This window comes from uncultured Microbacterium sp., from assembly GCF_947489255.1.
Classification (GTDB): domain Bacteria; phylum Actinomycetota; class Actinomycetes; order Actinomycetales; family Microbacteriaceae; genus Microbacterium; species Microbacterium phycohabitans.
The window spans coordinates 575,565-601,260 of sequence record NZ_CANLCY010000001.1; the positions used below are offsets into that span (position 1 = coordinate 575,565).

General features: G+C 65.7%; 20 protein-coding genes and 1 pseudogene. 10 read left to right on the forward strand and 11 right to left on the reverse strand.

Annotated elements, in window-relative coordinates:
* The first annotated feature begins 273 nt into the window (after positions 1-273).
* The 5 genes and pseudogenes from Q0818_RS02650 (at position 274) to Q0818_RS02665 (ending at position 7,532) form a co-directional block, all read left to right on the forward strand.
* On the forward strand, positions 274-4,527 hold the full coding sequence (locus Q0818_RS02650; RefSeq protein ID WP_298871049.1) for a DNRLRE domain-containing protein: 4,254 nt from the start codon (positions 274-276) through the stop codon (positions 4,525-4,527).
* A 219-nt stretch (positions 4,528-4,746) separates the two neighbouring features.
* Positions 4,747-5,193, forward strand: coding sequence for a hypothetical protein (locus tag Q0818_RS02655; protein WP_298871051.1), 447 nt, complete (start codon positions 4,747-4,749; stop codon positions 5,191-5,193).
* Positions 5,190-6,098, forward strand: coding sequence for a hypothetical protein (locus Q0818_RS02660; protein WP_298871054.1), 909 nt, complete (start codon positions 5,190-5,192; stop codon positions 6,096-6,098). The genes Q0818_RS02655 and Q0818_RS02660 overlap by 4 nt, the downstream gene beginning before the upstream one ends.
* Positions 6,099-6,116: 18 nt before the next feature.
* Positions 6,117-6,257 (forward strand): annotated as a pseudogene (locus tag Q0818_RS16705) (NAD(P)-binding protein); the annotation flags it as partial.
* A gap of 135 nt (positions 6,258-6,392) precedes the next feature.
* Positions 6,393-7,532 (forward strand): NAD(P)/FAD-dependent oxidoreductase, encoded by a 1,140-nt coding sequence (locus tag Q0818_RS02665; RefSeq protein ID WP_298871057.1) that lies wholly within the window; start codon positions 6,393-6,395, stop codon positions 7,530-7,532.
* 21 nt (positions 7,533-7,553) lie between these two features.
* On the opposite strand, the gene Q0818_RS02670 is transcribed toward Q0818_RS02665, so the two are convergent.
* The 10 genes from Q0818_RS02670 to Q0818_RS02715 form a co-directional block, all read right to left on the reverse strand.
* Complete coding sequence (locus Q0818_RS02670; protein ID WP_366943094.1) at positions 7,554-8,435, reverse strand: glycosyltransferase family A protein; 882 nt, start codon at positions 8,433-8,435, stop codon at positions 7,554-7,556.
* Positions 8,432-9,310 carry a glycosyltransferase family 2 protein gene (locus Q0818_RS02675; RefSeq protein WP_298871059.1) on the reverse strand — a complete coding sequence of 293 codons (879 nt, stop codon included), beginning with the start codon at positions 9,308-9,310 and terminating at the stop codon, positions 8,432-8,434. The genes Q0818_RS02670 and Q0818_RS02675 overlap by 4 nt, the downstream gene beginning before the upstream one ends.
* Positions 9,311-9,348: 38 nt before the next feature.
* On the reverse strand, positions 9,349-10,335 hold the full coding sequence (locus Q0818_RS02680; protein ID WP_298871062.1) for a polysaccharide pyruvyl transferase family protein: 987 nt from the start codon (positions 10,333-10,335) through the stop codon (positions 9,349-9,351).
* A gap of 114 nt (positions 10,336-10,449) precedes the next feature.
* Complete coding sequence (locus tag Q0818_RS02685; protein WP_298871065.1) at positions 10,450-11,919, reverse strand: lipopolysaccharide biosynthesis protein; 1,470 nt, start codon at positions 11,917-11,919, stop codon at positions 10,450-10,452.
* Between the two features lie 57 nt (positions 11,920-11,976).
* Positions 11,977-12,744: a WecB/TagA/CpsF family glycosyltransferase gene (locus Q0818_RS02690; protein ID WP_298871068.1), complete on the reverse strand. Its 768-nt coding sequence runs from the start codon at positions 12,742-12,744 to the stop codon at positions 11,977-11,979.
* Positions 12,741-13,955: a glycosyltransferase gene (locus Q0818_RS02695; protein WP_298871071.1), complete on the reverse strand. Its 1,215-nt coding sequence runs from the start codon at positions 13,953-13,955 to the stop codon at positions 12,741-12,743. Before Q0818_RS02695 ends, Q0818_RS02690 begins: the two co-directional genes overlap by 4 nt.
* 110 nt (positions 13,956-14,065) lie before the next feature.
* Positions 14,066-15,430 (reverse strand): O-antigen ligase family protein, encoded by a 1,365-nt coding sequence (locus Q0818_RS02700; RefSeq protein WP_298871073.1) that lies wholly within the window; start codon positions 15,428-15,430, stop codon positions 14,066-14,068.
* Between the two features lie 65 nt (positions 15,431-15,495).
* Positions 15,496-17,082 carry a right-handed parallel beta-helix repeat-containing protein gene (locus Q0818_RS02705; protein WP_298871076.1) on the reverse strand — a complete coding sequence of 529 codons (1,587 nt, stop codon included), beginning with the start codon at positions 17,080-17,082 and terminating at the stop codon, positions 15,496-15,498.
* Positions 17,083-17,234: 152 nt separating this feature from the next.
* The gene (locus Q0818_RS02710; protein ID WP_298871079.1) at positions 17,235-17,840 is read right to left on the reverse strand and encodes a low molecular weight phosphatase family protein; all 606 of its coding nucleotides are present in this window, start codon (positions 17,838-17,840) and stop codon (positions 17,235-17,237) included.
* On the reverse strand, positions 17,837-19,264 hold the full coding sequence (locus Q0818_RS02715; protein WP_298871082.1) for a polysaccharide biosynthesis tyrosine autokinase: 1,428 nt from the start codon (positions 19,262-19,264) through the stop codon (positions 17,837-17,839). The genes Q0818_RS02710 and Q0818_RS02715 overlap by 4 nt, the downstream gene beginning before the upstream one ends.
* Positions 19,265-19,754: 490 nt before the next feature.
* Between Q0818_RS02715 and Q0818_RS02720 the strand changes: the two genes are divergently transcribed.
* The 5 genes from Q0818_RS02720 to Q0818_RS02740 all read left to right on the forward strand — a co-directional run bounded on the left by Q0818_RS02720 (position 19,755) and on the right by Q0818_RS02740 (position 24,939).
* Positions 19,755-20,840 carry a hypothetical protein gene (locus tag Q0818_RS02720; protein ID WP_298871084.1) on the forward strand — a complete coding sequence of 362 codons (1,086 nt, stop codon included), beginning with the start codon at positions 19,755-19,757 and terminating at the stop codon, positions 20,838-20,840.
* A gap of 2 nt (positions 20,841-20,842) precedes the next feature.
* Positions 20,843-22,717 carry a DUF4012 domain-containing protein gene (locus Q0818_RS02725; protein WP_298871689.1) on the forward strand — a complete coding sequence of 625 codons (1,875 nt, stop codon included), beginning with the start codon at positions 20,843-20,845 and terminating at the stop codon, positions 22,715-22,717.
* 277 nt (positions 22,718-22,994) lie between these two features.
* A complete protein-coding gene (locus Q0818_RS02730) occupies positions 22,995-23,837 on the forward strand; it encodes a helix-turn-helix domain-containing protein (RefSeq protein ID WP_298871087.1) in 843 nt (280 codons plus the stop codon).
* Positions 23,838-23,954: 117 nt separating this feature from the next.
* Positions 23,955-24,563, forward strand: coding sequence for a hypothetical protein (locus Q0818_RS02735; protein WP_298871091.1), 609 nt, complete (start codon positions 23,955-23,957; stop codon positions 24,561-24,563).
* Positions 24,564-24,723: 160 nt separating this feature from the next.
* Positions 24,724-24,939 carry a hypothetical protein gene (locus Q0818_RS02740; RefSeq protein WP_298871093.1) on the forward strand — a complete coding sequence of 72 codons (216 nt, stop codon included), beginning with the start codon at positions 24,724-24,726 and terminating at the stop codon, positions 24,937-24,939.
* A gap of 104 nt (positions 24,940-25,043) precedes the next feature.
* Here Q0818_RS02740 and lepB read toward each other — a convergent pair whose 3' ends face one another.
* Complete coding sequence (gene lepB, locus Q0818_RS02745; RefSeq protein WP_298871095.1) at positions 25,044-25,694, reverse strand: signal peptidase I; 651 nt, start codon at positions 25,692-25,694, stop codon at positions 25,044-25,046.
* Positions 25,695-25,696: the final 2 nt, after the last annotated feature.

Genomic DNA, 25,696 nt, shown 5'->3' on the forward strand with positions numbered 1-25,696 from the left:
GACGAACGGGTGACGGGTCTTGGAGACATCCGTCGGTACCGAAGCGCTCTTTATCAACTTGTCGCTCGTCATGCACGTATGACATGGATATTCGGCGACCGCCTAGTATGGTGTCGAATTCGCTGGCTTCATTCGCCGGCGTCGGAAATGTCTACGGTGCTTCCCTTACCTCCGTTGGCTCTGGCGTGGATACCGCCATAGCCGTCGACTGTTCGGGTGACTGTCGACCGGTGGTGTCATCTGGGGATGAGTCAATCTCTCCAGAGGGCACTCATGAAGAACCAGGAATACCCGCGGCGCGGGCCCCGCGTCCTTCTCGTTTTCGGGGTCGCCGTGTCGCTAGCAGTAGGAATGCTCACGCCGGTGAGCGCAGCCTCGGCCGTCGATGTGGCATCCGTCTCAGCCGGTGAGGTGACGTCGGCCCATCCGCGATTGCTCGCCGATGACGCGCGCTTCGCCGCACTGAGGTCGCAGGTGAAATCCGACGCGTTCAGTGTGAAGACATACGCCGCGATTCTGTCTTCTGCCGATGCCCTGTTGACGAAGCCGACCCTGACGTATTCGAGCTCCGACGGGGTCAGGATCCTCGACACCAGCCGTGAAATGGTTGAGAGGGCATACAACCTGGGCTTGGCATGGCAGGTCACCAGAGATGCGAAATACGCTGAGCGGCTGTGGAAAGACCTCGACGCCGTCACCCGCTTCACCGACTGGAACCCGAATCACTTTCTCGACACAGCCGAGATGACCCACGGTGTCGCGATTGCATACGACTGGCTGTACTCGTATTGGACAGCCGATCGACGGGCGCGACTTTCGGGCGCCATCATCAACTTGGGACTCAAGCCGGCAGAGCCGGTATATGAGGCCCCGGAGGGCAGCAACGGGCCGTACACGCACGGGGGCAACTGGGCTCAGAACGCGAACAATTGGAACGTCGTCGTCAACAGCGGGCTCGCGATCGGAGCGATCGCCGTCGCCCAAGACGACCCCGCGCTATCCTCCAAGATCCTCGATGCGGCGATCACGAGCGTCCAGCGCGGAATCGGTGCCTACGCGAACGGTGGAGGCTACGCAGAGGGTCTGAGCTATTGGGATTACGCCACGCGCTACCTCGTCGTGCTCCTACAGAGTCTTCGATCGGCCACCGGAGATGACGCCGGCCTCTCTTCGCTCCCGGGCTTGGACGCCACGGGGTACTTCCCGATCTACCTCACAAGCCCGTCGGGCGAGCGATACAACTTCGGCGACAGCGAGAAGGGCGTAAGTCGGGGGCCGGTGCTCGCCGGTCTCGGCGACCTTTACGGCAATGCGTCGTTCACCTATGCCGGTATCGACGAAGGCCGGGGCGGGAGCTCTGTCCAACGTCTTCTCTGGTATCAGCCCGGGCGCCCCTCGACGTCGCCGGCGGCAAGCGGTCTGCCGCTCGACCGCAACTTCTCCAATGCCGCTGTCGCGAGCTTCCGATCCTCATGGACCGACCCGAACGCGACCTTCGTCGGATTCCGCACGGGGAGCATGCCCGCCGCAAGCCACCAGAACCTCGACGCCGGGAGTTTCAATCTCGACGCGCTCGGACAGAACTGGGCGACGGAGCTGGGCAAGGACGACTACGGGCTGGCCGGGTACTTCGATGAGGGGGCCTACGGCCAACGGTGGGACTACTACCGGATGGCGGCCGAGGGCCAGAACACGCTGGTGATCAACCCGTATGCGTCGCACCCGACCTCGTTGGCGGACACTCCGGCGGCTCGCGTCGAATCGAACCTCACGTCGGCGCTGTCCGTCGCGGATCTTTCCGCGCAGTACCCCAACGACGTCACGTCGTGGAAGCGAGGCATCAAGCTGTTCGACGGTAGGCGACAGGTGATCGTCCAAGATGAGATCCGCTCGTCACGACCGGTGGAGGCTCTCTGGTCCATGCATACCTCGGCATCCATTCAGATCTCTGGCGATGGCCGGTCGGCGACACTGACCAAGAATGGCAAGCAGGTTCTCGCGCGCATCGTTTCGCAGAGCGCGTCGGCCACGTTCGTCGACACCGCCGCGGCTCCCCTCCCATCGTCGCCTCACCCGGCCAAACAGAACGCGAACAATGACGTTCGCAAGCTCGCCATCGCGGTGTCGACGAAGGGCAACACGACGCTCGCCGTCCAGTTCACCCCCCTGACGAGCGGTCTCGCCGCGCCGTCGCCAGCAGGGATCGTCGCACTCGACAACTGGAAGCTCGATGCTCAAGGCACCTCACGTGCAGAGAGCCTCCGCGTCGGTGGCGCTGACATCTCCGGTTTCGCCGCGACGACGTTCGCCTACACGGTCCCGTGGGATCCGGGGGCGGGCGTGCCGGCCGTCGCTGCCTACAAGACCGGCGCGACCGTCACGAGCACCCTTCCCACGAGCATTCCGGGAGTGGCGACGACCACGATCACGGAACCCGGGAAAACACCCTCGACGTATCGCGTGTTGCTGGAACGAGGGCCGATGAAGATCAAGTCGGCCGTGGCGACCCGCACGACCGAAGGATCCCCGGGTCTGACGTTCGACGGCGACCCGACCACTTACTGGACGACCTGGCAGGACAACTCGATCACCTACACGTTGGATCAACCTCGTTCGATCAAATCGCTTCAGATTGATTGGCGCGCGAACAGGTCGCGGCATACCAAGTTCGAGGTTCAGACGTCTTGGAACGGCTCGACCTGGGTGACGAGATACGACGGAGCATACGACGGATCGACCGGTTCGCAGTTGATCGTCCCGACCTCGAGCGCATTGTCGAAATGGGTGAGGATCGTCGGTCACGGCGATCAGGCCACCGATCCGAAGACGTCCCTCAGCGAGATCAAGCTGTACAGCTATGCGGTGACCGTCCCGACGGCGACCCCCTCGACGAGCCGACTCGTGTCGGTGAGCATTTCGGGCGTGCCTTCGACGATGACCAAATCACAGTCGGCCGCGATCGCGTTCACGGCCACGCGCGCTGATGGGCGCACGATCGATCCGTCATCGCTCTCGTCAGTGCGCTACGTGTCAGGCAACCCGGCGGTCGCCCAGGTTTCCGCATCCGGTGTGGTTACGGCTCTGGCCGGAGGCGAGACCTCACTGGGAGTGATGGTCACAGCGGGGGGCGTGACGGAAACTGCCTACGTGCCGGTGAAGGTCGACGATCCTCAGCGGGTGCGCCTGTACGCGGACGCCGACGCATGGGTCCGCGGCGGAGCGACCTCGACGCGCAACTACGGTGCTGACGTCCAACTCGCGGTCAAGCCGGCCAACTCGGGCTCCACCGACGAGTCTTACACGCGTCTGGCCTACATGGGCTTCGATATCTCGGCGTTGAAGGGCAAAGAGGTGGCGTCAGCCATCCTCACCACGACGGCCGCGGTGACCGAGCCCTCGGGCGAGCGTGCGCGTATCGACGCCCACGCAATCGACGCGACATGGACGGAGAGCGGGCTGACATTCGCAAACCGGCCAGCCCTGGGGGCGACGGTAGGGAGCACGGCGGTCGATACCGCGTTCGCCGCGAGGCAGACCGACATCAGCGATTACGTGGCCGGCAAGGCCGCCGCCTCCGCAGGCAGGCTCTCCCTCGGATTTACACAGGACACCCCGTTCCTGACCGGTCAGCCCCTGATCACGCAGATCAGAAGTCGCGAATCCGCTGACCCCCCGTATATCGATGTGGTGATCAAGCCGGAGCCGGCGACCAAACTCGCGCCGTATTTGAGTTCGGTCGAACTCACCGGCGTGGGCTCCACTCTTTCGCTGGATCAGACCGCTCAGCTCGTGGTCACGGCCAAGAGCACCACCGGGAGCACAATCGACGCTAGCGCTCTGGTGGTCACGTACTCGTCTAGTGATCCGACGATCGTGGACGCCGGTGCGTCCGGGCACCTCACGCCGAAGTCGGTCGGGACGGCGACGATCTCGGCCTCGGTCACGACGAACGGTTCGACCGTCGTCCAAAAAACGGATGTCGGGGTGACGGATCCGACGAAGCTGCGCCTTTACGCCTCGGGAGACGCCTACGTTCGTGGAGGCGATTCAGCCGACACGAACTTCGCTTCCGAATCGAAGATGCCCGTCAAACCGCCCACCGGGGGATCTGCTGATCAGACCTACACTCGGTTCACGTACATGGGCTTCGATCTCAGCGCGCTCAAGGGAAAGAAAATCGTATCGGCGACGCTGTCGCTGAACGCAGCCATCAGCGACGCGACGGGCGATCGGGCGAGACTCGACATCCGTGCGGTCGAGGGAGCGTGGTCCGAGACGGCGTTGACCTTCAACAATCGCCCAGAAATGCTCGCGCCGATCGGGAGCGTCGAGGTCGACCGAGACTTCGATTACCGGACGCTCGACGTCGCGGATCGCCTGCGCACCCTCCTCGGTTCCGACGCGAACAGCATGTCGTTGGGATTCACGCAGGACGCGCCATTCCTCACGCCGAAACCGGTCATCATGCAGATTCGGAGCAGAGAGTCGACCGTACCGCCCTACCTCGACATTGTCGTGGAAAAGTAGGTCGACTTTGTCTGCGCGCCGAGGCCGGGACCCAGGTGACATCGGCAGTAAATGTTGTGCCCGCGATCCTCGCGTTCCGCGGACTCGCGGTCGCGGGTGTTCCGCGAGGCGAAACCGTACCGTAACGGACCGGCCGGTACTATCGACACATCAATGGGCAGCGGGGGAGCGCAAATGACACGTGTGTCCGAACGTCGGCGCTCTGACTCGAAAAGACGGATGGACCTGCTCATCGTGGTGGGATTCGTTTGTTTTCTCGCCATCCAGGGATTTGTTTCTTTCCGGATCTCCCCTGAGCCCTATCCGGTCATTCGCATGCCCGGGTTCCAGACCGCGGCAGACCGTGACGGAACCGTCGAGACCACGTTCGTCCGCGGCGAGGTCGACTTCGCCGACGGCGCCACCGCCGAAATAGACCCCTCATCCGTGATGGAGCCGCTGCGGTTCTCCACGGCGTTGCCGACACTGAGCTACATCCTCGGCCCGAACAGCGAGGTCGAGCTCTCGGACGAATCGATCGCCTGGCTTCGCGAGCGTGCTCAGATCGTCTCCGGTCGCGTCGATGTCACCAGCATTCGCTTCTGCTGGGAGCCTGCGCGCATCGATATCACCTCGGCACAGGTCGCGCAGATCCAGGAATGCGAGTGGAAGGTAGTCGACCTGTGATCGCCTTCCTTGAGCGCACAGTGGCGCGGGCGGCCGATTCCTACCGCACCGATGGCCGTTTTCTGGCGGCGCTGCGCATCGCGTACGGAGCATGGATCATCCTGCTGCCCGTAGACATCACCTGGATCGCCGGACTTCCCGACGATTTCCTGCACCCTCGCGCCGGCATTCTGGGCTTCGTCGACTCTGTCCCACCGCTTGGATTGCTCATCGCCCTATCGATCATCCGTGTCGTGCTGGCGGTGCTGCTGATGATCGGCATCGCTACTCTGCCGGTGTCGCTGCTGCTCACTCTCACAATGATGATCGCGGCCGGGCTCTCCTACTCCTTCTCCAAGGTCGACCACTTCATCCTGTTCGAGCTGGTTCCCGTGTTCCTGGGATTTGCCGGGTGGGGTTCACGGTGGTCGATCGATGCATACCTGCGCGGCCGTCGCAACAGGCCGCTGCGGCAGACCCAGGGGCTGCCTGTCCTCCTCTTCGCCTTCACGATCGGGTGGGGGATGTTGTCGGCGGCGGCTCCGAAGATTGCGGGCGGATGGCTCGATCCCGCTCGTGATGCCACTCGTGGATACCTGGCGAAAGACATCGCGGCAGACGACAAGCTCGGAATACTCGGGCCTTGGATGCTGACATTCGACAACCATCTTTTCTGGAAGGCCCTCGACTACTCGACTTTGGCTGCCGAGGGGCTCCTGATCTTCCTCGTGCTGACGCCCCTGCTGTTTCGCTGCTGGCTCGCGCTGTTGGCGTGCTTCCATCTGGCGGTGTACCTGACGCTGGGCATTTCGTTCATCGACTACACGTTGGTTTACGCCGTCTTCTTCGCTCCCGTCGTCATGTGGGTCGTGAGGAAGCTTGTGGCGAGACGACCACCGACGCGCTCGCAGCCGGTCCATGCCTGATCGGCGATACCTGTGAGGGTGAGTGTCGTCGGCAGCGGTCCGAATGGGCTCGCCGCCGCCGTCATCATGGCGCGAGCCGGGCACGAGGTAAGCGTGTATGAGGCCGGCTCACACTTCGGCGGTGGGCTGTGGACGGATCGATTCGAGGGATTCGACGGCAGCTTCGACGTCGCCTCCGCGGCGCATCCCATGGCTCTTGCATCGACGTTCTTCCGGGCTTTCGAGATCTCACGTCGCGTCGAGTTCCTCACCCCGCGGGTGTCCTATGGGCAGGCGATGGTCGGACGGTCCGCCGTGGCATACCGTGATCTGGGACGGACGGTCGACGAACTCGGTCGATCGGGCACCGGGTGGTCGCGTGTGATGAGGCCGCTCCTCGCGAACATCGACGCGGTGCGCGGGCTGAGCGGCTTGGAGCTGCGTGCCCATCCTTCGACGGTCGGTGGTGCCGCCGCCCTCGCCTCGGCGGTGGCGGGGTTCTCCACTCTCCGGGCCGAGGCGCGTGCTCTGGCGGCAGGCGCTACTGCCCACGGCGCCGCGCCCTTCGGATCACTCGCCGCGCGTTTCGTCGGCGCCGTCCTCGCCGCGGAGGCGCATGCGTCGGGTTGGCCTATCCCACGCGGCGGGTCGGGCGCCATCGCCGAGGCCCTGGTCTCGGACCTCATCGCGCACGGAGGCCGCCTCCAAGCGGACAGTACTGTGAATGACTTGCGCGAGGTGTGGAAGCCGGGTGACATCGCGTTCTTGAACATCGGCCCGCGGGGATTGGCCCGCATCGCCCGAGACAAGCTGCCCACGACGTACGTGCGACGGCTCGAGCGCTACCGGTACGGCAACGCGGCGTCGAAGGTCGACTTCGTCCTCTCCGGACCAGTCCCGTGGGCCGACGCGCGGCTGCAGGATGCCGGAACGGTGCATGTCGGCGGATCGGAGCGCGACGTGTCCTCTGCCGAACGCCAGGCGTGGCGCGGACAGGTTCCGCTCGCGCCCTACGTGCTCGTTTCGCAGCCCACGCGGCTCGATCGCAGTCGTCTGCCGCAGGGATCCTCCGATGAGGTGGTCTGGGCCTACGCTCACGTCCCGAATGGCTCAGCGGTGGATGCCGTCGAGATGATTACGAGCCGCATCGAGACGTTCGCCCCCGGCTTTCGCGACCTCGTCATTCATCGAGAGGCCCGCCCGGCGCCGTACTTTGCGTCTGTCAACGCCAATTTCGAGGGTGGGGACGTGCTCGGCGGGCGCGTCGACGCGGCGCAGTTGCTTACCCGACCCACGGTGACGGCACGGCCGTGGCGAACACCGATCCCTGGGGTGTATCTCGCCTCCGCTGCGACCCCACCCGGGGCAGGCGTCCACGGCATGGCCGGATGGCACGCCGCGCGTCTCGCGTTGCGAAGGATCGGGCAAGCCGCTCCCTCTCTCGGCATCGACTGATCGAAAGCCTGCAAGCAGACGTCAGGCGTCGGCCTGGTGCCACATCTTCCATTCGCGGCGCTCGCGGAGGAAGTCGGCGGGAGTGTAGTTCGCCAGTGCCCCGAGAAGGTGCACGGTCCGCCCGCGGAACGTCGTCGCCGAGGCGCGACGAATGCGGTGGATCGTCAGTCGGAGTTTGCGCAGATCACGACGCGTCAGATGCTCCCGGTGCTTGGCGATGTAGAGCTCGGTACCATGGGCGCGCCGTTCATTCTTGGTCGTGAGCTGACCGAGGCCGTGTTTACGCTGGCGCACGAGAAGGTCGGGGACTACGACGTAGGTGAACCCGGCGAGAAGGTAACGGAAGAAAAAGTCCGTGTCGTTTTTCACGGGCAGTTGCGCATCGAAGCCTCCGACCGCGTCGAACGCGAGTCGGCTGACGATCATGTTGCTGCCCGTAGTGCCGAGGCTCGCGGCGGCGACGTCGGCCGACTTCAGGCCCTCCGTGATGCGGGGGCCGACGTGCGAATCGGTCTCGGAGAAGATCTCACGGTTGACGGCGACGAGGTCGGACCCGTTTCCGTTCAAAGCCGCCGCGACCGCCTCGAGGAGCGAGGGCTGCCACAGGTCGTCGTCGTCCAAGAAGCCGAGGTAGTCCGCCGTCGCCTCGGCGGCGCCGCGGTTGCGGGAGGCGGACGCCCCGGAGCCGGCTGAGGGATCGTGAACGAACACGACGTTCGGGTGTCCCGATCCGGCGGCGAGTTCCCGGCAGATCTCGGCGGCCTCGGGATCGGGTATGTCGGATACCACGATGATCTGCTCGGCTGCGAGAGTCTGTGCGAGCACGGAGGAGAGGGATTCGCGCAGGAAATGATGCCTGTTGTGCGTCGGGATGACACAGGCGAATGACGGCGTGGACATCATGCTCCGTTCGTTGTCCGGCGATATTCGACGACATCGACGTTGAAGACGTTTCCGACCATGCCGAGGCCGTGTGCGAGCATGTTCCAGCTCCGGGCCATGGGCTGCCGGTGGGTGAGAAAGTCGAGGGCGATGAAGGGGGCTCCGATACTGATGCGCGCGATGCCCCCGACGAGCGCGTTCGTCCGCTTGCGATATCGCGCATTGATGTTGCCGATCCGGATCGCCCGGCGGAAGAGCCATTTGGCATTCGCGCGTTCAGGGATTAGGTGCTCCTGAACGACGGCGTCTGCGCACCACAGAACAATCAGGGGGGCGGCGGCGCGTAGCGCGCGGAAGAACTCGGTGTCGCTGCCTCCCTTCATCGACAGCGCTTCGCTGAAGCGTGTGCCGCTGACACGCCAGGCGGCGAGTCGGAGGAGTGTGTTGTTGGTCGCCACCGAATTGGGGACGCTCCCTGATACGCTGTTCTGCCGCCGCCAGAACCCCCCGCTGACGATCCATCGCGGGACCGCGTCGGTGATGAGCGGCTCGACCGGTCCGGTGACGATGTCTGCTCTCTCCTGATCCGCGTAGGCGAGCAATGCCCTCAGCCAGCCTGCCATCGGGATTTCGTCGTCGTCGACGAAGATGATCGCGTCGTCCGCGTCACGTGTCGCGTCCAGGCCTCGGTTGCGAGCGGCCGCGATTCCGGGGGTGGGCTCCGCCAGATACTCGACCGACGGGAAGCCGACCACAGTCGAGCGTGCCGACTCGCGCGGGTCATTGTCGACCACGACGATCCGAACGTTCGCGTCCACCTCCGTGGCCTGAGCGGTGCAGGACTCGAGCAGTTGGCTCAGGAGGTCTGGCCGACGGAAAGTCGCGATCGAGATCACGACAGAGCGCAGGGCTCCGGATGACGGCGAGACCCCGTTCATCGCCCGGCACCGCCCTCGATCAGGTTGTTCATAGATGTCGCGAGATCGTGGAGCTGCGACCGTGCGGCGACGACTTTCGACATCACGTCTGCCTGCCCGTCCGCGAGGGCAGCAACCTTCGTCGACAGATCATCATCGTGGGGGCTGACGTGATGGTCGCCGAGCCCGACGACCGCCATTGTACGAGGGATCTTCGCGGAATCGATGTTCGGAAGGTAGAGCGGAACCGCTCCTTCCGTCGCGGCGAAGATGAGCACATGCAGCCGGTCGCTGATGACGACGCGCGCCCGGCGGTACACCTCGCGCAGGTCGGCTTCCGCAGCGAGGTGGTCGCCGCCGTGCCAGGGGTGCGATCGGGCGCCCAGCGCGTGCGCCAGTTCGACTCCTCGCGCGACGTCGCGTTCCACCTGTGCGACGACGAGCGCCTCAAGACCGAGGGTATCGGCGACCTTCGCCACGGCATCCTGCCATGCCTCGGTGAGTGCGGGGGTGTCTCCGCGCATCGATACGACGAGGAGGGGGCGTTGCGTCGAGCGGACAACATCGAGGTCGGAGCCCAAGGCGAACGCCCAGTCGGGGCGCACGGTCCCCGCGTCGGCGAACCGACGGCTGTCCTCGTCGCGCCAGGTGGTGATCTGGCAGGCGCGTGACAGAGAGGTGAGCATGGGTGACGGGGTGCCGAAGGGGTCGCGCACGCCCAGACCGGTCGTGATGGCAGCGCCTCCACGGAGGCGAATCAGGCCGACAAGGAGCCGGTCGACACGATTGATCCGCAAACGCCGCTTGTTGAGCTGAATTTCGCCGGCATTCGACACGAAGGCCGCCCGTCCGAGGAGCGCGTGCCGAAAAGCGGCGAGCTGCCAATCCCGGCGATTCGCGTAAGTCACGTCGTCGTCGCGGAGACCCAGTGCGTTGACGTAGGCCGGCGAGGCCGTGCCGATCAGGACATGTCGGCGACGACCGGGGGCCAGTCCCGCGAGCATTGCGCGGCGTAGGGCCGGGTCGCCTACATTGTCGTCCTGACCGTGTGCTGCGACGAAGATGTCAGAATTTTTCACCAGAGGATCCGTCTCTTCGAGCCGTGGAGGGCGGGGTCGTTAGCCATTACGTCGACCGCCGATGGCGCGTCGGCCGAAATCGATGAGTTGCGAGGCATCCGCCCGTACGCGGGGGAAGAACAGGAATGCCAGCGCCGCCCAGACGAGGGCGGCGACGCCGCCCAAAACCACGACGAGCAGGGGAACGCCCCCCGCCCCCTCGACGAGGAGACGTACGCCGAAGGCGGCTGCCGCCATCGGAACCGCGACGAGACCAAGCGCGCGCAGGGCGTCGACGTAGAGCACACCGAGGTGCAGCTTCGTCACACGGCGCACCCATGCGAGGGAGGCGATCCAGAACAGGGCGTAGCCGAGCGAGACGGCCACGGCCACACCCAGGGGCCCGAACGGTACGCCGCAGGCGATGACGCCCACCAGCAGGGGCTGGGCGACGAGGTAGAAACGCAGCTGAGCGGTCGCGAGCCCCTGCGACATGTACACCCAGTACGCTACCTGCACGAGAGAACGGAAGATGCCGCTCACCGCGAGGATGCTGAGGATGGGGCCGGCGGGTGCCCACTGCTCGCCGAGTACGGCGATCACAAGCGGCGTTCCAAGGGCGAAAAGGAGCGCGAAGATCGATGACGTGACGTAGAGGGCGACCAGTTGCGCACGTCGAAGATACGAGACGAAGCGGTCTTGTTCTTCGGCGATCCGGGCAAGGACTGGAACTGCGACCCGCGACATGGGCGTGTTGATCTGAGTGAGCGGCAGCACGACGAGGTTGTACGCGCGGTCGTAGTAGCCGAGTGATGTCGAGCCCCACACCTTCCCGATGAGCAGACTGTCGATGTTCCTCGTCAGGTAGGAGATGATCTGAGTCCCGGCGAAGCTCGCTCCGAACGAAATCAGGCCATCCATCGGCACGCGCCTCGGCAGCCCTGGTCGCCACCGTGTCAGGGCGAACGAGAAGATCAACGTTCCGGCGGCCACGATCAACTGCTGCGCCACGAGGGCCCAGAAATTCGCGTACACGGCCGCGATCGCAATCGCGCCGCCGATGCCGAGCGCGTAGGGGAGCAGGTCAGCGATCGCGAGCGCAACGAATCGGAGGTCTCGGTTGATGTGCACCTTGAACTGCGTCGACAAGCCACCGAGAACGAAGGTCACCGAGAGTGCCTGGGTGATGATGGCGACGTCCGGCTGATTGTAGAAGGCTGCCAGCGGGTAGGACGCGGCGAAGAAAAGCACTCCGAGCGCGAAGCCCACGGCTGAGTTGATCCAGAACAGGTTGGATTGCTGCGCCTGACTGAGTGACTTCGCCTGCAGGGCGGCCATCGAAAGGCCGAAGTCTCGGAAGATCTCGCCCACACCGACCACGGCCACCACCATGGCGACGAGTCCATAGTCGGTCGGGTTCAACAACCGCGCAAGCACGATCGTCGATCCCAGCATCAAGACGACCTTGACGAACTGGGACGCGATCGTGATTCCCCCACCGCGTGCAGCGGCGGATGCTAGCGAACTCAAAGGGCTCCCTCGAAGCGGCGTGTGAGGCGGTCAGATGCCGTCGGTGGTGGGATGAGGTCAGTCATGTCGCCGGACACCTCGTCGCACCAGACGGCTGATCAAGACCAAGGGCTCAACCAGGTAGCGCTTCGCGAGCCGCCGCGGCGAGTGCGCGAGCCGGAACAACCACTCCAAGCCGATTCGGCCCATCCACCTTGGCGCGAGGCGCTGCGTGCCGGCGAAGTAGTCGAAGCATCCGCCGACATTCGCGATCACCGCGCCAGGAGCGATCAACTCGAGATGATCGAGGATCCACTTCTCCTGCCTCGGCATTCCGAGCCCTACGAGGACGAGATCGGCTCCCGCGAGGGCACCGGTCAGCACGTCGGGTCCGGTGCTCTCGGCTGCGCGGGAGAAGCGGTAACCGTCGAAGTGGTGCCACCGGATGCTGCGGGTGTGGGTCTTGACGTGCCGCGCCATCTTCTCCGCGGTTTCGGGCGTTCCACCTACCGCGACGACGGTGATTGCCGGGTCGCGCGCCAGCAGCTCGGCCAGCCAGTCGGTGCTGCCGATCCGCTCCCGGGTCGTCGGCCAGCCGGACTTTCGAGAGCTCATCTTCGCGAGCAGGAGGATAGGCCATCCATCGATCAGGATGACGTCGCTCCTCGCGGTCAGCTCGCGCACAGGGCCAGGCTCGAGTGTCAGGTGCAGGGCGTGAAGATTCAGGTTGCCGAGGATGCGCGGGCGTGAGGACGTTCGCGCGGGTCCGAGGATCCAGTCGCAGGTCTGCGTCGCGTCAAGCGGGGTGGCATGCCCCAGATCCCACGGCAGTGCGACGGTTCTCACGCTGGACCACGCCTTCTTTCAGCCACCCGCTCCAGGAGGGGCTGAATCCGCGCGGTCCAGCTGTGGGCGACGCGCACGCGTTCTTGATCACGTACCGCCGTCTCCAGGAGCTGCGGCAGACTCTCGGAAGCCACAGCCAACGCGCGGTCGAGGTCGTCGTCGGCTTCATCGAAGACCTCGACCGCGTAGCCTTGCGCGTTCAGGCGCTCCGTCGCGTCGTGTCGCGAGGCCAAGACAGGGCGGCCCGCTGCAAGGTATTCCCACAGCTTGAGCGGTGAGAAATACACCCCCTCGGAGCTCCCGTGGCCGGCATAGCAGATGTCGACGGTGGTCAGAAAACCCGGAACCTCATCGGGATGAACCCGTCCGAGGAAGGTCACTCGCGCGTCGAGGTCGAGCTGGCGGACGAGCTGCTTGAGGGCGTCGTATTCGGGCCCTTCGCCGGCGATCCGGACGTTCCACTGGGTCTCGCTGCGGTGCACGGCGTGGAGCAGGCGGTCCACGCGTTGCCAGGGGTACAGGGTCCCGAGGAAGCCGATCGTGGGCGTCCCGTGCGGTTCCGCCGAGGCGTCGCCGTGCCTCGTCGTGTCGACGCCGTTCTCGACCACGAGGATGCGATCCAGGGGTACGTGGTAGAGGTTGTGGATCGCGACCTTGAGCTGGTCGGTCACGGCCACGATCAGGTCGGCCCGCCGCAAGGTCCGGCGCTCGAAGAACGTCGCGACCTGCCGACTTGAGGTGGCGCGACGGTCCGACGTGGATTCGATCGCGAGGAGCGCATTCACCTCGAGCACCCAGGTTGCCCCCTTGCGCTGCGCTACGCGACCGAGCTCTTGCATAAGCGCGTAGCGCTCGTAGGCCATGGCGGGCGCGGGGGAGGCGCGGCGGAGCAGGCGCCACAGCCTCAAAATCGAACGTGCCCGATACGTCAGACGTCCGAGGTCGGCCGCGAGCAACCGCACCGGCGATGCCGTCATTCGGGCCTCGCTGCCGGAGCCGTGGAACGACTGGGGGACGTTGTCGCCGACGACGAAGGCGCGGACCAGGGATCCGCTTTCGCGCAGGGCCGAGATGACTCCGAGAATGTGCGAGCGCGGCCCTAGGCTCTCGGTGGTGGCCTTGGTGGACAGGCGCGGGGCGCCAGAAAGGTACAACACGGGGGTGACAGCAGAGCGGGCGACGTTCGAGGGCGAACTCGTCGGTTCAGTCAAGATGTCTCTCTCTCAGAATGAAATGAGTGCCGCATCCACCCCGCATCCTTGGGGTAAGCGGAAAGACGCCTCAACGTATCAGGGCAATGCTACAGGGCGATGTCGCGCATCTAACGGACGCCGAGGGGCCGCCGAGATTTCACCTTCTCTGAACGACGGCGGAGTTTTTCCAGCGCTCCCGTGGAGAAAAGTGTGATGAAAAGGAAGAGCGGAACCACCTCGGTGTAGGCGTACGAGGGTACGAGATACATGACGAATCCCGCCGCTACTGCCGTCAGCGCGATGGCGAAAGTGCCCGCGGCGACCGAACTACCGAGTGCAGCACCGTGCTTGTACGAACGCACCAGCACCTTCCAGAGCACTACGACGAGAGCGACGAGACCGACGAGGCCGAAATCCACAGCCGTCTGAATGTAGGTCTCATGGAAGTGCGGAACGTCCCAGCTACGGAATTCGGGAATCGACCACGCGACCGCGGCCGCTTCCGGGGTCTCGAAGTATGCGCCGTAGCCCCATCCGAAGATGGGCCGTTCCGCCCACGTCCGGATCCCCCAGTCCCACAAGACTGTGCGACCGGTGAGGGTGGCGTCGCGGGAGAGTAGTCCGAGCACGTCCGACCACGTCCAGGCCATGAGGAACCCGCCGGCTGTGGCGGTGACAACGAGCGATGCGATCCATGCGCGGGTTCGCATGCCGCGGTCGAGCGCGCGTCGCGTGAGCAAGTAAATGGCGACCGCGAAGGGCAGCAGGACCAACGCGGTCGACGAGCTTGACAGCATGACGACGGCGAGCAGGCAGATGATCCCGAGGACTCGCCCAAGCCCTCGACGGGACGTGGCCAGAATGGCGACGATTCCGGTGGCCGCGTAGTAGCCGGCGACGATCTTGTGCGGGAACAGCCCCTTGAAAGGGGAGGTTCCCAGGAGGTTCGATCGGTTGGCAGCGTCGACGTAGATGGCGACGTCTGCGCGCAGCACGTACAGAATCAGACCGATGACCGACAGCGTGACGGTCACCCGCGCGATGAGGATCAGGACCCCGCGCATGTTCATGTCCACCGACATCAGATACGCGACGCACAAGACCCCGACGAGGGTCGATCCGTACTGCAGTGAGATTTGGGGCGCGACCGACCAGGACGGCGAGATCATGATGTACGCGCTGAACGCGATGACCACGAACAAGGCCGCCGGATGTGCTCGGACCGCGGCGAGGACCATCAAGACGGCGATGGCGTTGATTGCCAACCAGGTCCAAGTGAGAGCGCTGTCGGATGGCGCGCCCAGGTACCGCGCGGGGAACGAAACGAGGGTGGGTGCCATCATCAGGAGCGCCACGTAAACGGCGTAGAACGCGACGCGCAACTGCCGTCCCGTGCTCTTCGGCGGCTCCGCTTGAATGGATTCCACGGGCGCCGCCGGAGCATTCTTCACAGATGCGCGGGTGTAGCCACTCGTCTCGCTCGATGTCCCCACGCGTGGATCCTACCCCGGCCGGATTCCGGGGGTGTTTCCAGACTAATTTCGCCGTCGCAATCTGCTCACGCCGACCGAGCCTGCTCTCGCCATTTCTCGCCGAGGAATATCAGGCTGATGCTGCCTCCGGCGTTCGGTAGGAATGCGCCCCGAATCTGGATGTCCGCGCCGTCGGAGATGCCCCCCGCGCTGGCGCTGTCGAACATCAGCGTGACGGAACGGCCCGGGCGGCTGTCCGAAATCTTCGTCACCTTCACATGTCCGGAGACACGAATGACGTCGCCCCACGGGGGAAGAGTGATCGTAGCGGCGGCCGGCACGACGGGAACGTCATCATCGCCGAGGTCGCTGTTGGACACGCGCAGGAGCGCCGACTCCGTCTTGATGGAGCTGCCGCTGAGATGCTCTTCAGCGCGGAACATCGCCCCGGTGATGCTCGATCGACCTCGCGACCCTGTTTCGACATACGCGTACGTCTGACTCATGGTCTCGCCGCGGCGGGGAATCTCGGGCGTGGTCGAGTTCTCGGGTACCCACACGGCGGAGAGTTCGTTGGTGTCGTCCCAGGCGCTACATCCCGTGATCGTCCAGGCGTCACCGCCGTCGTTGTGGATGGCCGCCGCTGAGACGGCGTCATCGGATGCCGCGTCGCCCACGTTGTTGCGGCCGTTGCGCGTGAAGGTCGATCCCACCACAGTGAGGTGGCGGGTGCCTTCGCCGATCAGCCCGGCGCCCCCGTTCTCCCAAATGCGGCACCCGCTGATCACGGTCCCATCGCCGCCGCCGGACTCGAAGTGGAACCCGTCGCCCAGGTTCTTCTCGGCCTGGCACCCGCTGAAGATGTGTGTTCGCGAGGTGACCCGGAAGCCGTGCTGGTCTCCGTCGTCTCCCGCACGTGTTCCCGACTGCCACACGTGCACATTCGACATGTTTTGAGAGGACGACTGGAGGAAGACTCCAGACAGCCCAGAGCGGCCTACGTCCACGTTCGACCACAGCCCGTCCGTTGACCCCGTTTCGTCCTTCCCTGCCGGGCCGTGAACGCGGATGCCGTACGACACGGAGTCTCTGATGATGAGGTTCTCGAGCATGTGGGCTAGCGAGCGACCCTTCTTTCCAATGGCCAGCCCCGTGCCCGGTGCGCGACCGATGTTGCAGTTGCTGACGCGGTTGTATCCCGCATTCAGGACGAGAAGATCGTTGCCTGCGGCGGAGCCTCCCCCGTCCAGTTGCAGATCTTCGACCGCAGCGAAGGTCGCATCGAGGGAGATCAACGCGTCGGTGCTGGTCTCCGAGGCCGACAACGAGATCTGCGATGATCGCGGACCGTCGCCGCGGATGATCATGGGATGGCCGGCCGGAACCGTCAGTGTTCCTGCCTTCACTCGGTAGGTTCCTCGTGGGAAGTAAATCGTCGCGGGTTGGCCTTTGGACTGCGCGACCTTCATAGCGTCTCGCACGGCGGACGAGTCGTCCGCCGAGCCGTCGCCTCGGGCCCCATGATCGCGCACATTGATCAAGATGTTCGAGTGCGCGGACGGCGTCGACTCGGACCGCCACGAACCGCGGGTGGCTGCGACGGCTCCCGCCGTGGCGACTCCTGTCATCAGGATCAGGTCACGCCGGCTCGGCGATAGCGATTCATTGTCCACGCTCGGACCCTAATCTCATCGGAGCGACCCGGTTGCCCGGCACGGGACGCTCTGCGGCAATTCAGAGCCGATGAATACAGGCGGGAAATCTGGGCGATTGTCTCCGCGCCCATCCACTCACCGCGAAGGCGAACGTAGGGATTTGGTTCCGTTCAGGAAGAGGCGGCCATTCGCGCCGCCGTCGCAAGAAAGGACGCCACCCGCCCCGCGGCGGGTACCAACTCGTTGAAGGAGCGCTGGTAGGTCTCCTCGGACCGCCGATAGGGGTCGACGATGTCGAACTCGTCGGGACTTGTTGGCGGGGAAACGGTGCCTCGCAAAGCGGATGCGAGCGCAACCGCAGCGCGCATGCCGTCGGATGGACTCGTCGCCCCGGCATTGCGGATCGCGTCGGGCAGGGAGGGCTCGACGACGTCGGCAATGCGGGCGAGTTCGCGCAGAGTAAACGAACGCCGCATCGCGCCCGGGAAAGATTCCACGGCGATTCTTCGATGTTCCCTTGCCATCGCGACGATCAGATCAGCTTCGCGCAGCATTGCTGGGTCGAACTGGCGAGCCCGGTGTGCTGATGCATCGATTCCGACGCTGGCCGCGAGTCTCTGCGCGGGTTCGGGGACGCCGCCGCCCACCAACGCTCCCGTCCCTGCGCTGGCGACGACCACTTCCGGGAACGGCTCGAGTGCGGATGCGAGGAGGAGTTCCGCCACGGGGGATCGACAAATGTTTCCCGTGCAGACGGACAGGATCGAGAAAGTCACGTCTCTTCCGTCTTCGACCGCCGGGCGCGACGCTCGCCCCGCCCGGAAGGGGATACCGACTCCTCCTGGACGCTGTACGAGTAAGCGCCGTATCCGTAGCTGTCAGGACCCTTTGCCGGCAGCATCGTCACAATCACACCGAACAGGCGGCTGCCGATCGCGTTGAGCTTCTCGACCGCAGCGGTCAATTGCGGCTTCTTGGTCGTTCCGGATGCCGCCACCATCAGCACGCCGCTGGTGAAGCGTGACACGACGGCTGCGTCCGTCACGAGAAGCAGGGGTGGGGCATCGACGAGCACATAGTCGAATGCCTCCGCGAGCGCCTCCAAAGTGCGCTGCATCGCCTGGCTGCCGAGGAGTTCCGATGGGTTGGGGGGCGTCCGACCGGAGGGGAGGACGAAGAGTCTGCCCGTGCCCCAAGGCTGCAGCACGTCGACGAGTTCCGCGCGGCCGATCAGCACGTCGGTCAGGCCGACGCCTCCCTCGATGCCCATGTAGTCCGCAACGCGCGGCAGGCGAAGGTCTCCGTCAACGAGTGCCACCCGGGCGCCCGTCTCGGCCAAAGCGATTGCGAGATTAGCGGTAGTGGTCGACTTTCCCTCGCCGGGTCCGGCGCTGGAGACGACGAACGAGCGCGACGCGCCATCGACGTCGATGAACTGCAGGTTCGTTCGCAGGCTGCGGAATGATTCGGCGCGGGGGTTGCGTGGATCGGCGTGCACGATGAGCGGGCGTTTCTTGGCGTCGGGATCCAATGCGATTCCGCCGAGCACGGGCGACTCCGTCGCTGCCTCAATGTCGTGCAGTGAGTGGATCCGCGTGTCAAGGATTGATCGCAGAACGGCGAACCCGAGGCCGAGGCCGAGGCCGAGAATGATGCCGAGAACGATGTTGACCGCGGTGTGGGGCGCCGCAGGAGAGGTCGGCACCAGCGCCGGTTCGATCGTCTCGACCTTTACGAGACTCGCCGCGTTGCCATCCGGCTTCTCGAGCTGATTGACGACGACGTTGGCGAAATTCGTGCCCACGGAATTGGCTATGGAGGCAGCCATCTCGGCGTTCGGATTGGAGGCCTTGATGGAGATGATCACCGAATTCGTCGGCGAAGAGGCGTCGATGGTCTTTGCGAGCTGTTGCGCGCTTTCGTTCAGGTTGAGATCGTCGATGACGCGATCGAGCACCAGTGCGCTGTCAACCACGTCGACGAAGCTGACCACAGCCTGACGGGCGAAATTGGTTCCCTGCGCAAGTTCGCTGACTCCGGAGCTCTCCGAGCGCACGGACACATACAGCTGGGTGCTCGCCTCGTACGTCGGCGTCTGCAGGAGGGAATAGCCGTAGGCCCCAGCGCCGCCGAGAACTGTCAGCGCCAGAATGAGGATCCAATTGCGATGCAGGATCCGGAGATAATCGCGCAGTTCCAAGCCTCGTCCATTCGCCTGTCGTCTCTGGAGTGGGTGCCCGGCTGATCCGCGAGATTTCTCCGGCTATTGTTGCCCGAGATAATCCGCGCCGTACTCGGCGCCCCCTCGACTACCCTACGACATTCGCAGAACGGCGCCGGAGATGCGCCGGGGAGACGCCATGAACGATCTCAAAAAGCTCGTCGGATCCTCGACCGAATCAGATGACCAGGCACGGTCGGCGGCGCCGGCTCCGACGGACGTTGCCGCTTTGCGTGACCTGGTCGGCGCCTCGGCTGTTATCTCGGTCGACGCGCGAGTCGCATCGGAATCGACCCAATTGCGGGCCCTCGTCGGAGAGGGCGTGTCAGCCTCCGCGTCCTCACACTCGCAGAATCTCGCCGACCTGACCGGTGGATCGGCGCCGGAGCCGACAGTCGACTCGCGGAAGGCGCTCTCGGCGCTCGTCGGCGGTTCCCGCCCCGCCTCCACTCCTGACTCTCGCGCGGCATTGTCGGCACTCGTCGGCGCCGGCGGAAAATCCGCCGAAGACGCCGGGTGGCAGGCACCCGAACTGGCGCAGGTCGGTAAGAGGCCTCTGTTCGGGGGACGACGCAAGGCCGGCGCCGTCAACTATCTGAGCGTAGCTGCTGCCGTGGTCGCCGTTCTCGCCATCGTTGGCACGGCATCTTTCGCCGTTGTGCAACGCGCGACGGCGAACCCCGCGGATGACGCGATGGTCAGTCTTCGTGAGCGTGAGGCGGAGCTCGCCAACGACACGAAGGTGTTGCAGACCGCGGCGGACCTCTACGACGCTTCGGTGACGGAGGCAGCATCGCTGGCTCAGGCCAGCGAGTCGGTCCTCGTCGCCCTGCAGGGCCGCGTCGACGGAGCTGCCCTGGGTGCGGCCGAGTCGGCTCGGGGCACGCTGCTGCAGGCATCTGCCACGGCCGCGCCCGTCTCCATCCCCGAGTATCAGCGTGCGTCGATCGACGAGAAGTCGCTCGCCGACGTCGGCAAGGCAATCGACGGCGTTCGTGTCGCCCGCGAGTCGCTGCCCACCTTGATTACCGACGCACGCGATGCCCGGTCGCAGATCACCGCGGCGGTGTCGGCCTTCAAATCGGAGCTCACGGCGCTCGGATCCGCGATCAAGTCCGAGGCCGACAAGCTGGTCGTCGAGAACGACTCCGCGACACAGAGCTTCCGCACGGCGGTCACCGATGCGGCGGGACGGGTGACGGCAGCCCAGCAGGCTGGTGGAGACGGGCTTTCAGAGATGCCCGTCTACGCCGCGGCCGTGGACGCCCTGCGCGCCGAGAATCAGCGCGTCCTGGCGCTCGAGGAGGCAGAACGCGAGCGGACGCCCACGCAGCAGCCGAGCCGCAAACCCGGCTCGGGTGGATCGAACACGGGAGGCGGGGCGACGAACCCGTCACCCGCGCCCTCTCCGTCGCCGTCGGACTCCACGCCCTCGACGGATCCCACCGATCCGCCCACCGACACCCCGACGGATCAGCCGACGACGGAGCCGGGCCTCCCGCCGATCGTCATCGACCCCCCGGCCACCGATGACGGTACGGGGACCAGCTCGTGACCATGGACTCGAGCTCGCGTCGCGACCGTTCCCGTCGCTCCGACGTCGACGAAGCACCCACGCCCTCGCGGCGCACCAAGCTCGCCGCCGCCATCACCGGCTGGACCCTCGGCGCGCTCGGCTTCGCCGTCTTCGGCGCGGCAGCCATCGCCCTCGCATTCGCCCACCAGGCGGGTGTCGTCCGAACCGACCTCCTCGGGGCTCAGGCGAAGCTCTCCTTCGTCCCGCAGATCGTCGCCAACCGTGACATCGCGGGTCTAAACCAGGTTTCGGGTGAGGTGCTCGAGCAGACGAATCGGGCGGACGCCAATTCGTCCGGACCCCTGTGGGACCTGGCATCCTCCCTTCCCCTGGTCAAAGACAACACCGAGGCGGTGCAGAGCCTCACCGCCATGACGCGCGAGCTCACCGCGCGGGCGCTTCCGCCCACAGTCGCGCTGCTGTCGGCCTCGGACTTCTCGTCGCTGGCCGTCGAGGGCGGCGGCATCAACCTCGAGCCGTTCCGCGCGGCCGAGGGCGCTCTGCCCGAGATCACCGCGGCCTTCACCGACGCCAAGGTGGTCACCGACGGCATCGACCGCACGAACCTCCTGCCTATCGTCACCGAACCGCTCGACCAGGTCGCGCAGATCGTCGATCAGGCCGCCCCCTCCCTCACCCTCGTGCAGAAGTACCTGCCGTCGCTACTCGCGGCGGCGGGCGCCGACGGCCCCAAGACGTACCTGGTGGTCTTCCAGAACAACGCGGAGATCCGCGCCACGGGAGGAAACCCCGCCGCATCGAGCGTCATGGTCGTCGACAACGGACGCATCGAGCTCAAGGAGCAGTCCGACTCGATGGCGTTCTACGCCGCGGGTCAGGCCGGCCGGTCAGCGCTCGACCTGCCCGAAAGCACTCTCGCGCTCTACCCCGACACGTTCACGCGGTACTCGCAGGACTTCACGTTCTCACCCGACTTCCCGACCACGGCGCGCCTGTTCGAATCCCTCTGGAAGCGCACCGACGGGTCGCAGTTCGACGGTGTCATCTCGATCGACCCGGTCGTGCTGTCGCACATGCTCGAGGTGCTCGGGCCCGTCGATCTGCCGACCGGTGAGCAGATCACCTCCGAGAACGCGGTGAAGCTCGTGCTCAGCGACGCCTACCAGCGCTACGGTGACGCCGGCGACAACGGGCGATCGTCCGACGAGTTCTTCGCGGCCGTCTCGTCGACCGTCTTCTCGCGCCTCGCCGCGGGACAGTGGAACCCGATCGCGATGTTCGATCAGCTCACCCGCAGCGCGCAGGAGCAGCGCATCAACCTCTGGTTCACCGACGAGCAGGCGCAGGCCCTCGTGACCGAGGTGGGTCTGGACGGCGGCCTGCGCGCCGATAACGCCGCCTCGACGCAGCTGGGCATCTACCTGAACGATTTCTCGGTCGGTAAGCTGGAGTACCACCTCTCCACCGAGGTCTTCGCCTCGTGCAACGCGGCCGATCGCACCGTGAACGTCAGCATGAACATGCGCAACGGCATCACGGATGACATCACGAACGCCTACACGCTGGGCTTCCGCAACAGCTCTTACGGCCTGCCGCCGCGCACGATGATGCTCGACACGCTCTTCTTCGCGCCCCCCGGCGCGACGATCACGGCGATGGATCCCGGGCAGGGCGACATCCCGTCGCTGTCGCGGAGCGGCAATGAGAACGGCAACACCGGTGAAAGCCGGATGGTCACGCTCGGTCAGAACGAGACGCGCACCGTCTCGTACACCGTGCAGTTGCCCAGTGGCCCGCTCGGTCCGCTCGATCTGCGGCACACGCCGACCGCCAACGACACCCCGGTGACGGTCGACTCCTCGTGCGATCCGTTCCTGGCGGGCTTCTCGAGCTGACATTTCACGGCCCTCGCACGAGGCGCCCCAGGCGCGAATCGCGATCGACAGGCCGAATCCGACCCGTACGAGAGCGGTGAATGCGCGTAATGGACATGCACCGCCTCGGTCTCTGCGCAAACCGACTGCACCTTTACGCAATCTTGACAAGACCTTGACATTCCTCTGAGGCGTCGTTGCGCTCGTCCCGTTTCGATGGGGCGTGCGTCGACGTGCGAATCGACGTCGGCAGCCGCGCGGGGCGCGCAGCGCCGGTGTCGCGCGGGGGGTGTCATCGATGGTCATCGCACTCGTCGACGCCCCTATCGAGGCCGCATTCGGCAGTGTCCGTATCCGTGCGACGCTGGGTGCCCGGCCCACGGTGGCGGCGCCCGCACCCTCGGCCGGCGAGGTGGCGGTGATCGTCGCCCTCGAACGACCCCCCTCCTCCAGGGGAGTGGTGACGGAGAAGGGGCCTTGCGCCGCCCTGCTCGTCTCGGATGAGGCGACCGCGATCCTGCCGTCGGCGAAGTGCCATCTCATCGTGACCCTCCCCGCTCAAGTGCTCAACGGGATCGGGATCGAGGCGCCGTTCGCGCAGGTCGTCGATACGCATTCGGCGCTGTTCTGGCCCTTCCTGACGTTCGCTTGGACCTGCGTGACGACGCGGGACAAGCAGACCGGACTCTCGCTTTACTTCATGGAGCGTCTGCTGCAGGAGATGGTGGTGGGAGTCGTCGTCGCGTCTCTGCGCACGCGGAGCGAGAAGGCGGGGGCGGACCTCTACTCCGCGGCGCTGTCGGTGATCACCGCACGGATCGGTGATCCCGAGCTGACCGCAGCCTCTGTCGCCGCGGAACTGAACATCTCTCTGCGAACCCTCCAGCGGCACTTCTCCGTCCGGGGGACGACGATGGACCGGAGCATCCGGGCAGCCCGGGTACGCCACGCGACGACCCTGCTGAAGGACCCCGCCTACTCCTCGCTGTCCGTCGAGCGCATCGCCCACGCGTGCGGACTCGCCAACGGGTCATCTCTCGCCCGCGCCTTCGCCGCAGAGGGCCAGGCGTCGCCGACGCGCGTGCGTTCACCGCGTCGCGCCTCTGTCGTTCGCGCGCAACGCGTCATGTCTCATACCTGACGCGCCGGGTTTACCGCTTCGCCCTGGGTGTCACCCGTCCGGGTCAGCACGATCACCCCTGTAGCGACCTTTCCCCACCCGACCGGGGAGGGCATCCACTTCACCCCAGGGGGGCACATGAGCACCGAGAACTCCGAGACCGCCACCGGCTCCGTCAGCCGCCGCGCCGTCATCAAGACCGCCGCGTGGGCCGCGCCCGTCATCGCCGTGGCCGTCGCCGCGCCGCTGGCCTCCGCCAGCCCGGCCAGCGCGAACATCCAGGCGTTGGTCGGAGGCAACATCGTCGCCAACTACTCGAACAGCACGTACTCGGGTCAGTTCCAGAACGCCGGTATCCAGCTCAGCAACGTCATCGGGTCGTACTCGACGGGCAACCTCAAAGCCACGTACCGCGTCACGGGCACCAACATCACGGGCCAGATCACCAAGGAAGACGGCTCCCTGTTCACGGTCGGCGAGACCATCACCAGCGGCGGCACCGTCTGGACCGTGGCCGCCGTCAGCGGAACCAACCGTCGAGTCGACTTCACCGGTCAGCCCGTCACGGTCTCCGGATCCAGCGGATCTCCGGCACAGGTGTCCATCTTCGCCCCCCGCGCGAAGTACGCCGGAACCTTCGACCCTGCTGAGATCTCCGAGGACACTCCGCTGTCGGCTGCCGTGTCGGTCAGCGCGACGGCGGTCAACAACGGCATCTCCGTGACCAACGTCTCGAGCACCCCGTAAACACTCGTCCAACAGAGAATGCCCGGCGTCGTCGACGTCGGGCATTCTCTGTTGCCGAGAGCAGGAGCAAGCCGCCCTTCCATCGAGGTCTACACCCCGTCAGAATGGCACCCACATCGCTCGGCCGATCCGGGTGATCGACAGACGAAGGGGGAACGCCATGGGCGTCGACGACATCATCAACAAGGGCAAGAAGCTGCTCGACGAGAACCGCGACAAGATCGAAGAGGCTCTCAAGAGCGAGAAGGCCGAAGAGGTCAGCGACAAGATCCTCGACGGTGCGGCCGAGGCGATCAAGAAGGTCGTTCCCGCCGAGCAGCATGCCAAGGTCGACGAGGTCCGGGCGAACGTCGACAAGAACATCGGCAACGCCTGATCGCGTCTCACGTCGGCGCCGTCCCCGCACCGGGGCGGCGCCGACGTCGTGTGAGCCGCGGGCACCGGGCGCTCACCGCGTGAGTCCGGCCCGCGGGCTTGAGGTCAATCCAGGGGGCCGAAAGCGCGGTCGAGGGGCCACACGATCGCCCGCACCTCGCCGATCACGTCACCGCGCGTCACGAACCGCGCACAGTCCGTGGATGCCGGGGCGCCCCGGCATCCGATGACCGAATCCGCCGAGTTCGCGCGGTTGTCGCCCATCACGAGGTACTGGCCCACCGGCACGCTGATCGGACCGAAGCATCGCGCCGACGCGGGAACGGTGTCGCAGTCGAGTTGCCCGGCCACGAACGGCAGATCGTTGCGGACGTACCCCTCATCGAGCGCGACGCCGTCGACCTCGACCTGTCCCTGGGCGCTGCAGCACTGCACCGTCGACCCCGGCGGCCCGACCACGCGCTTCACGAGAGCGTCGAGGTTGCTCGGGCCGAAGCCGACGAGGTCGCCGACCCATCCCACGGCCGTGCGCAGCGCTCCGCGCGGCGCGGCATCCCCCGCCCACGTGTCGGGGCGGGAGAAGACCACGACGTCTCCCTGAGCCGGGTCGGACGCGACGAGGGAGATGCGGTCGGCGAGGATACGGTCGCCGGTCTCCAGCGTGGGCGACATCGACTCCGAGGGCACCTGGAACGGCTTGACCAAGAACAGTTGCACGAGGGCCAGCACCACGAACGCGGCGATGATGTGCGTCACGG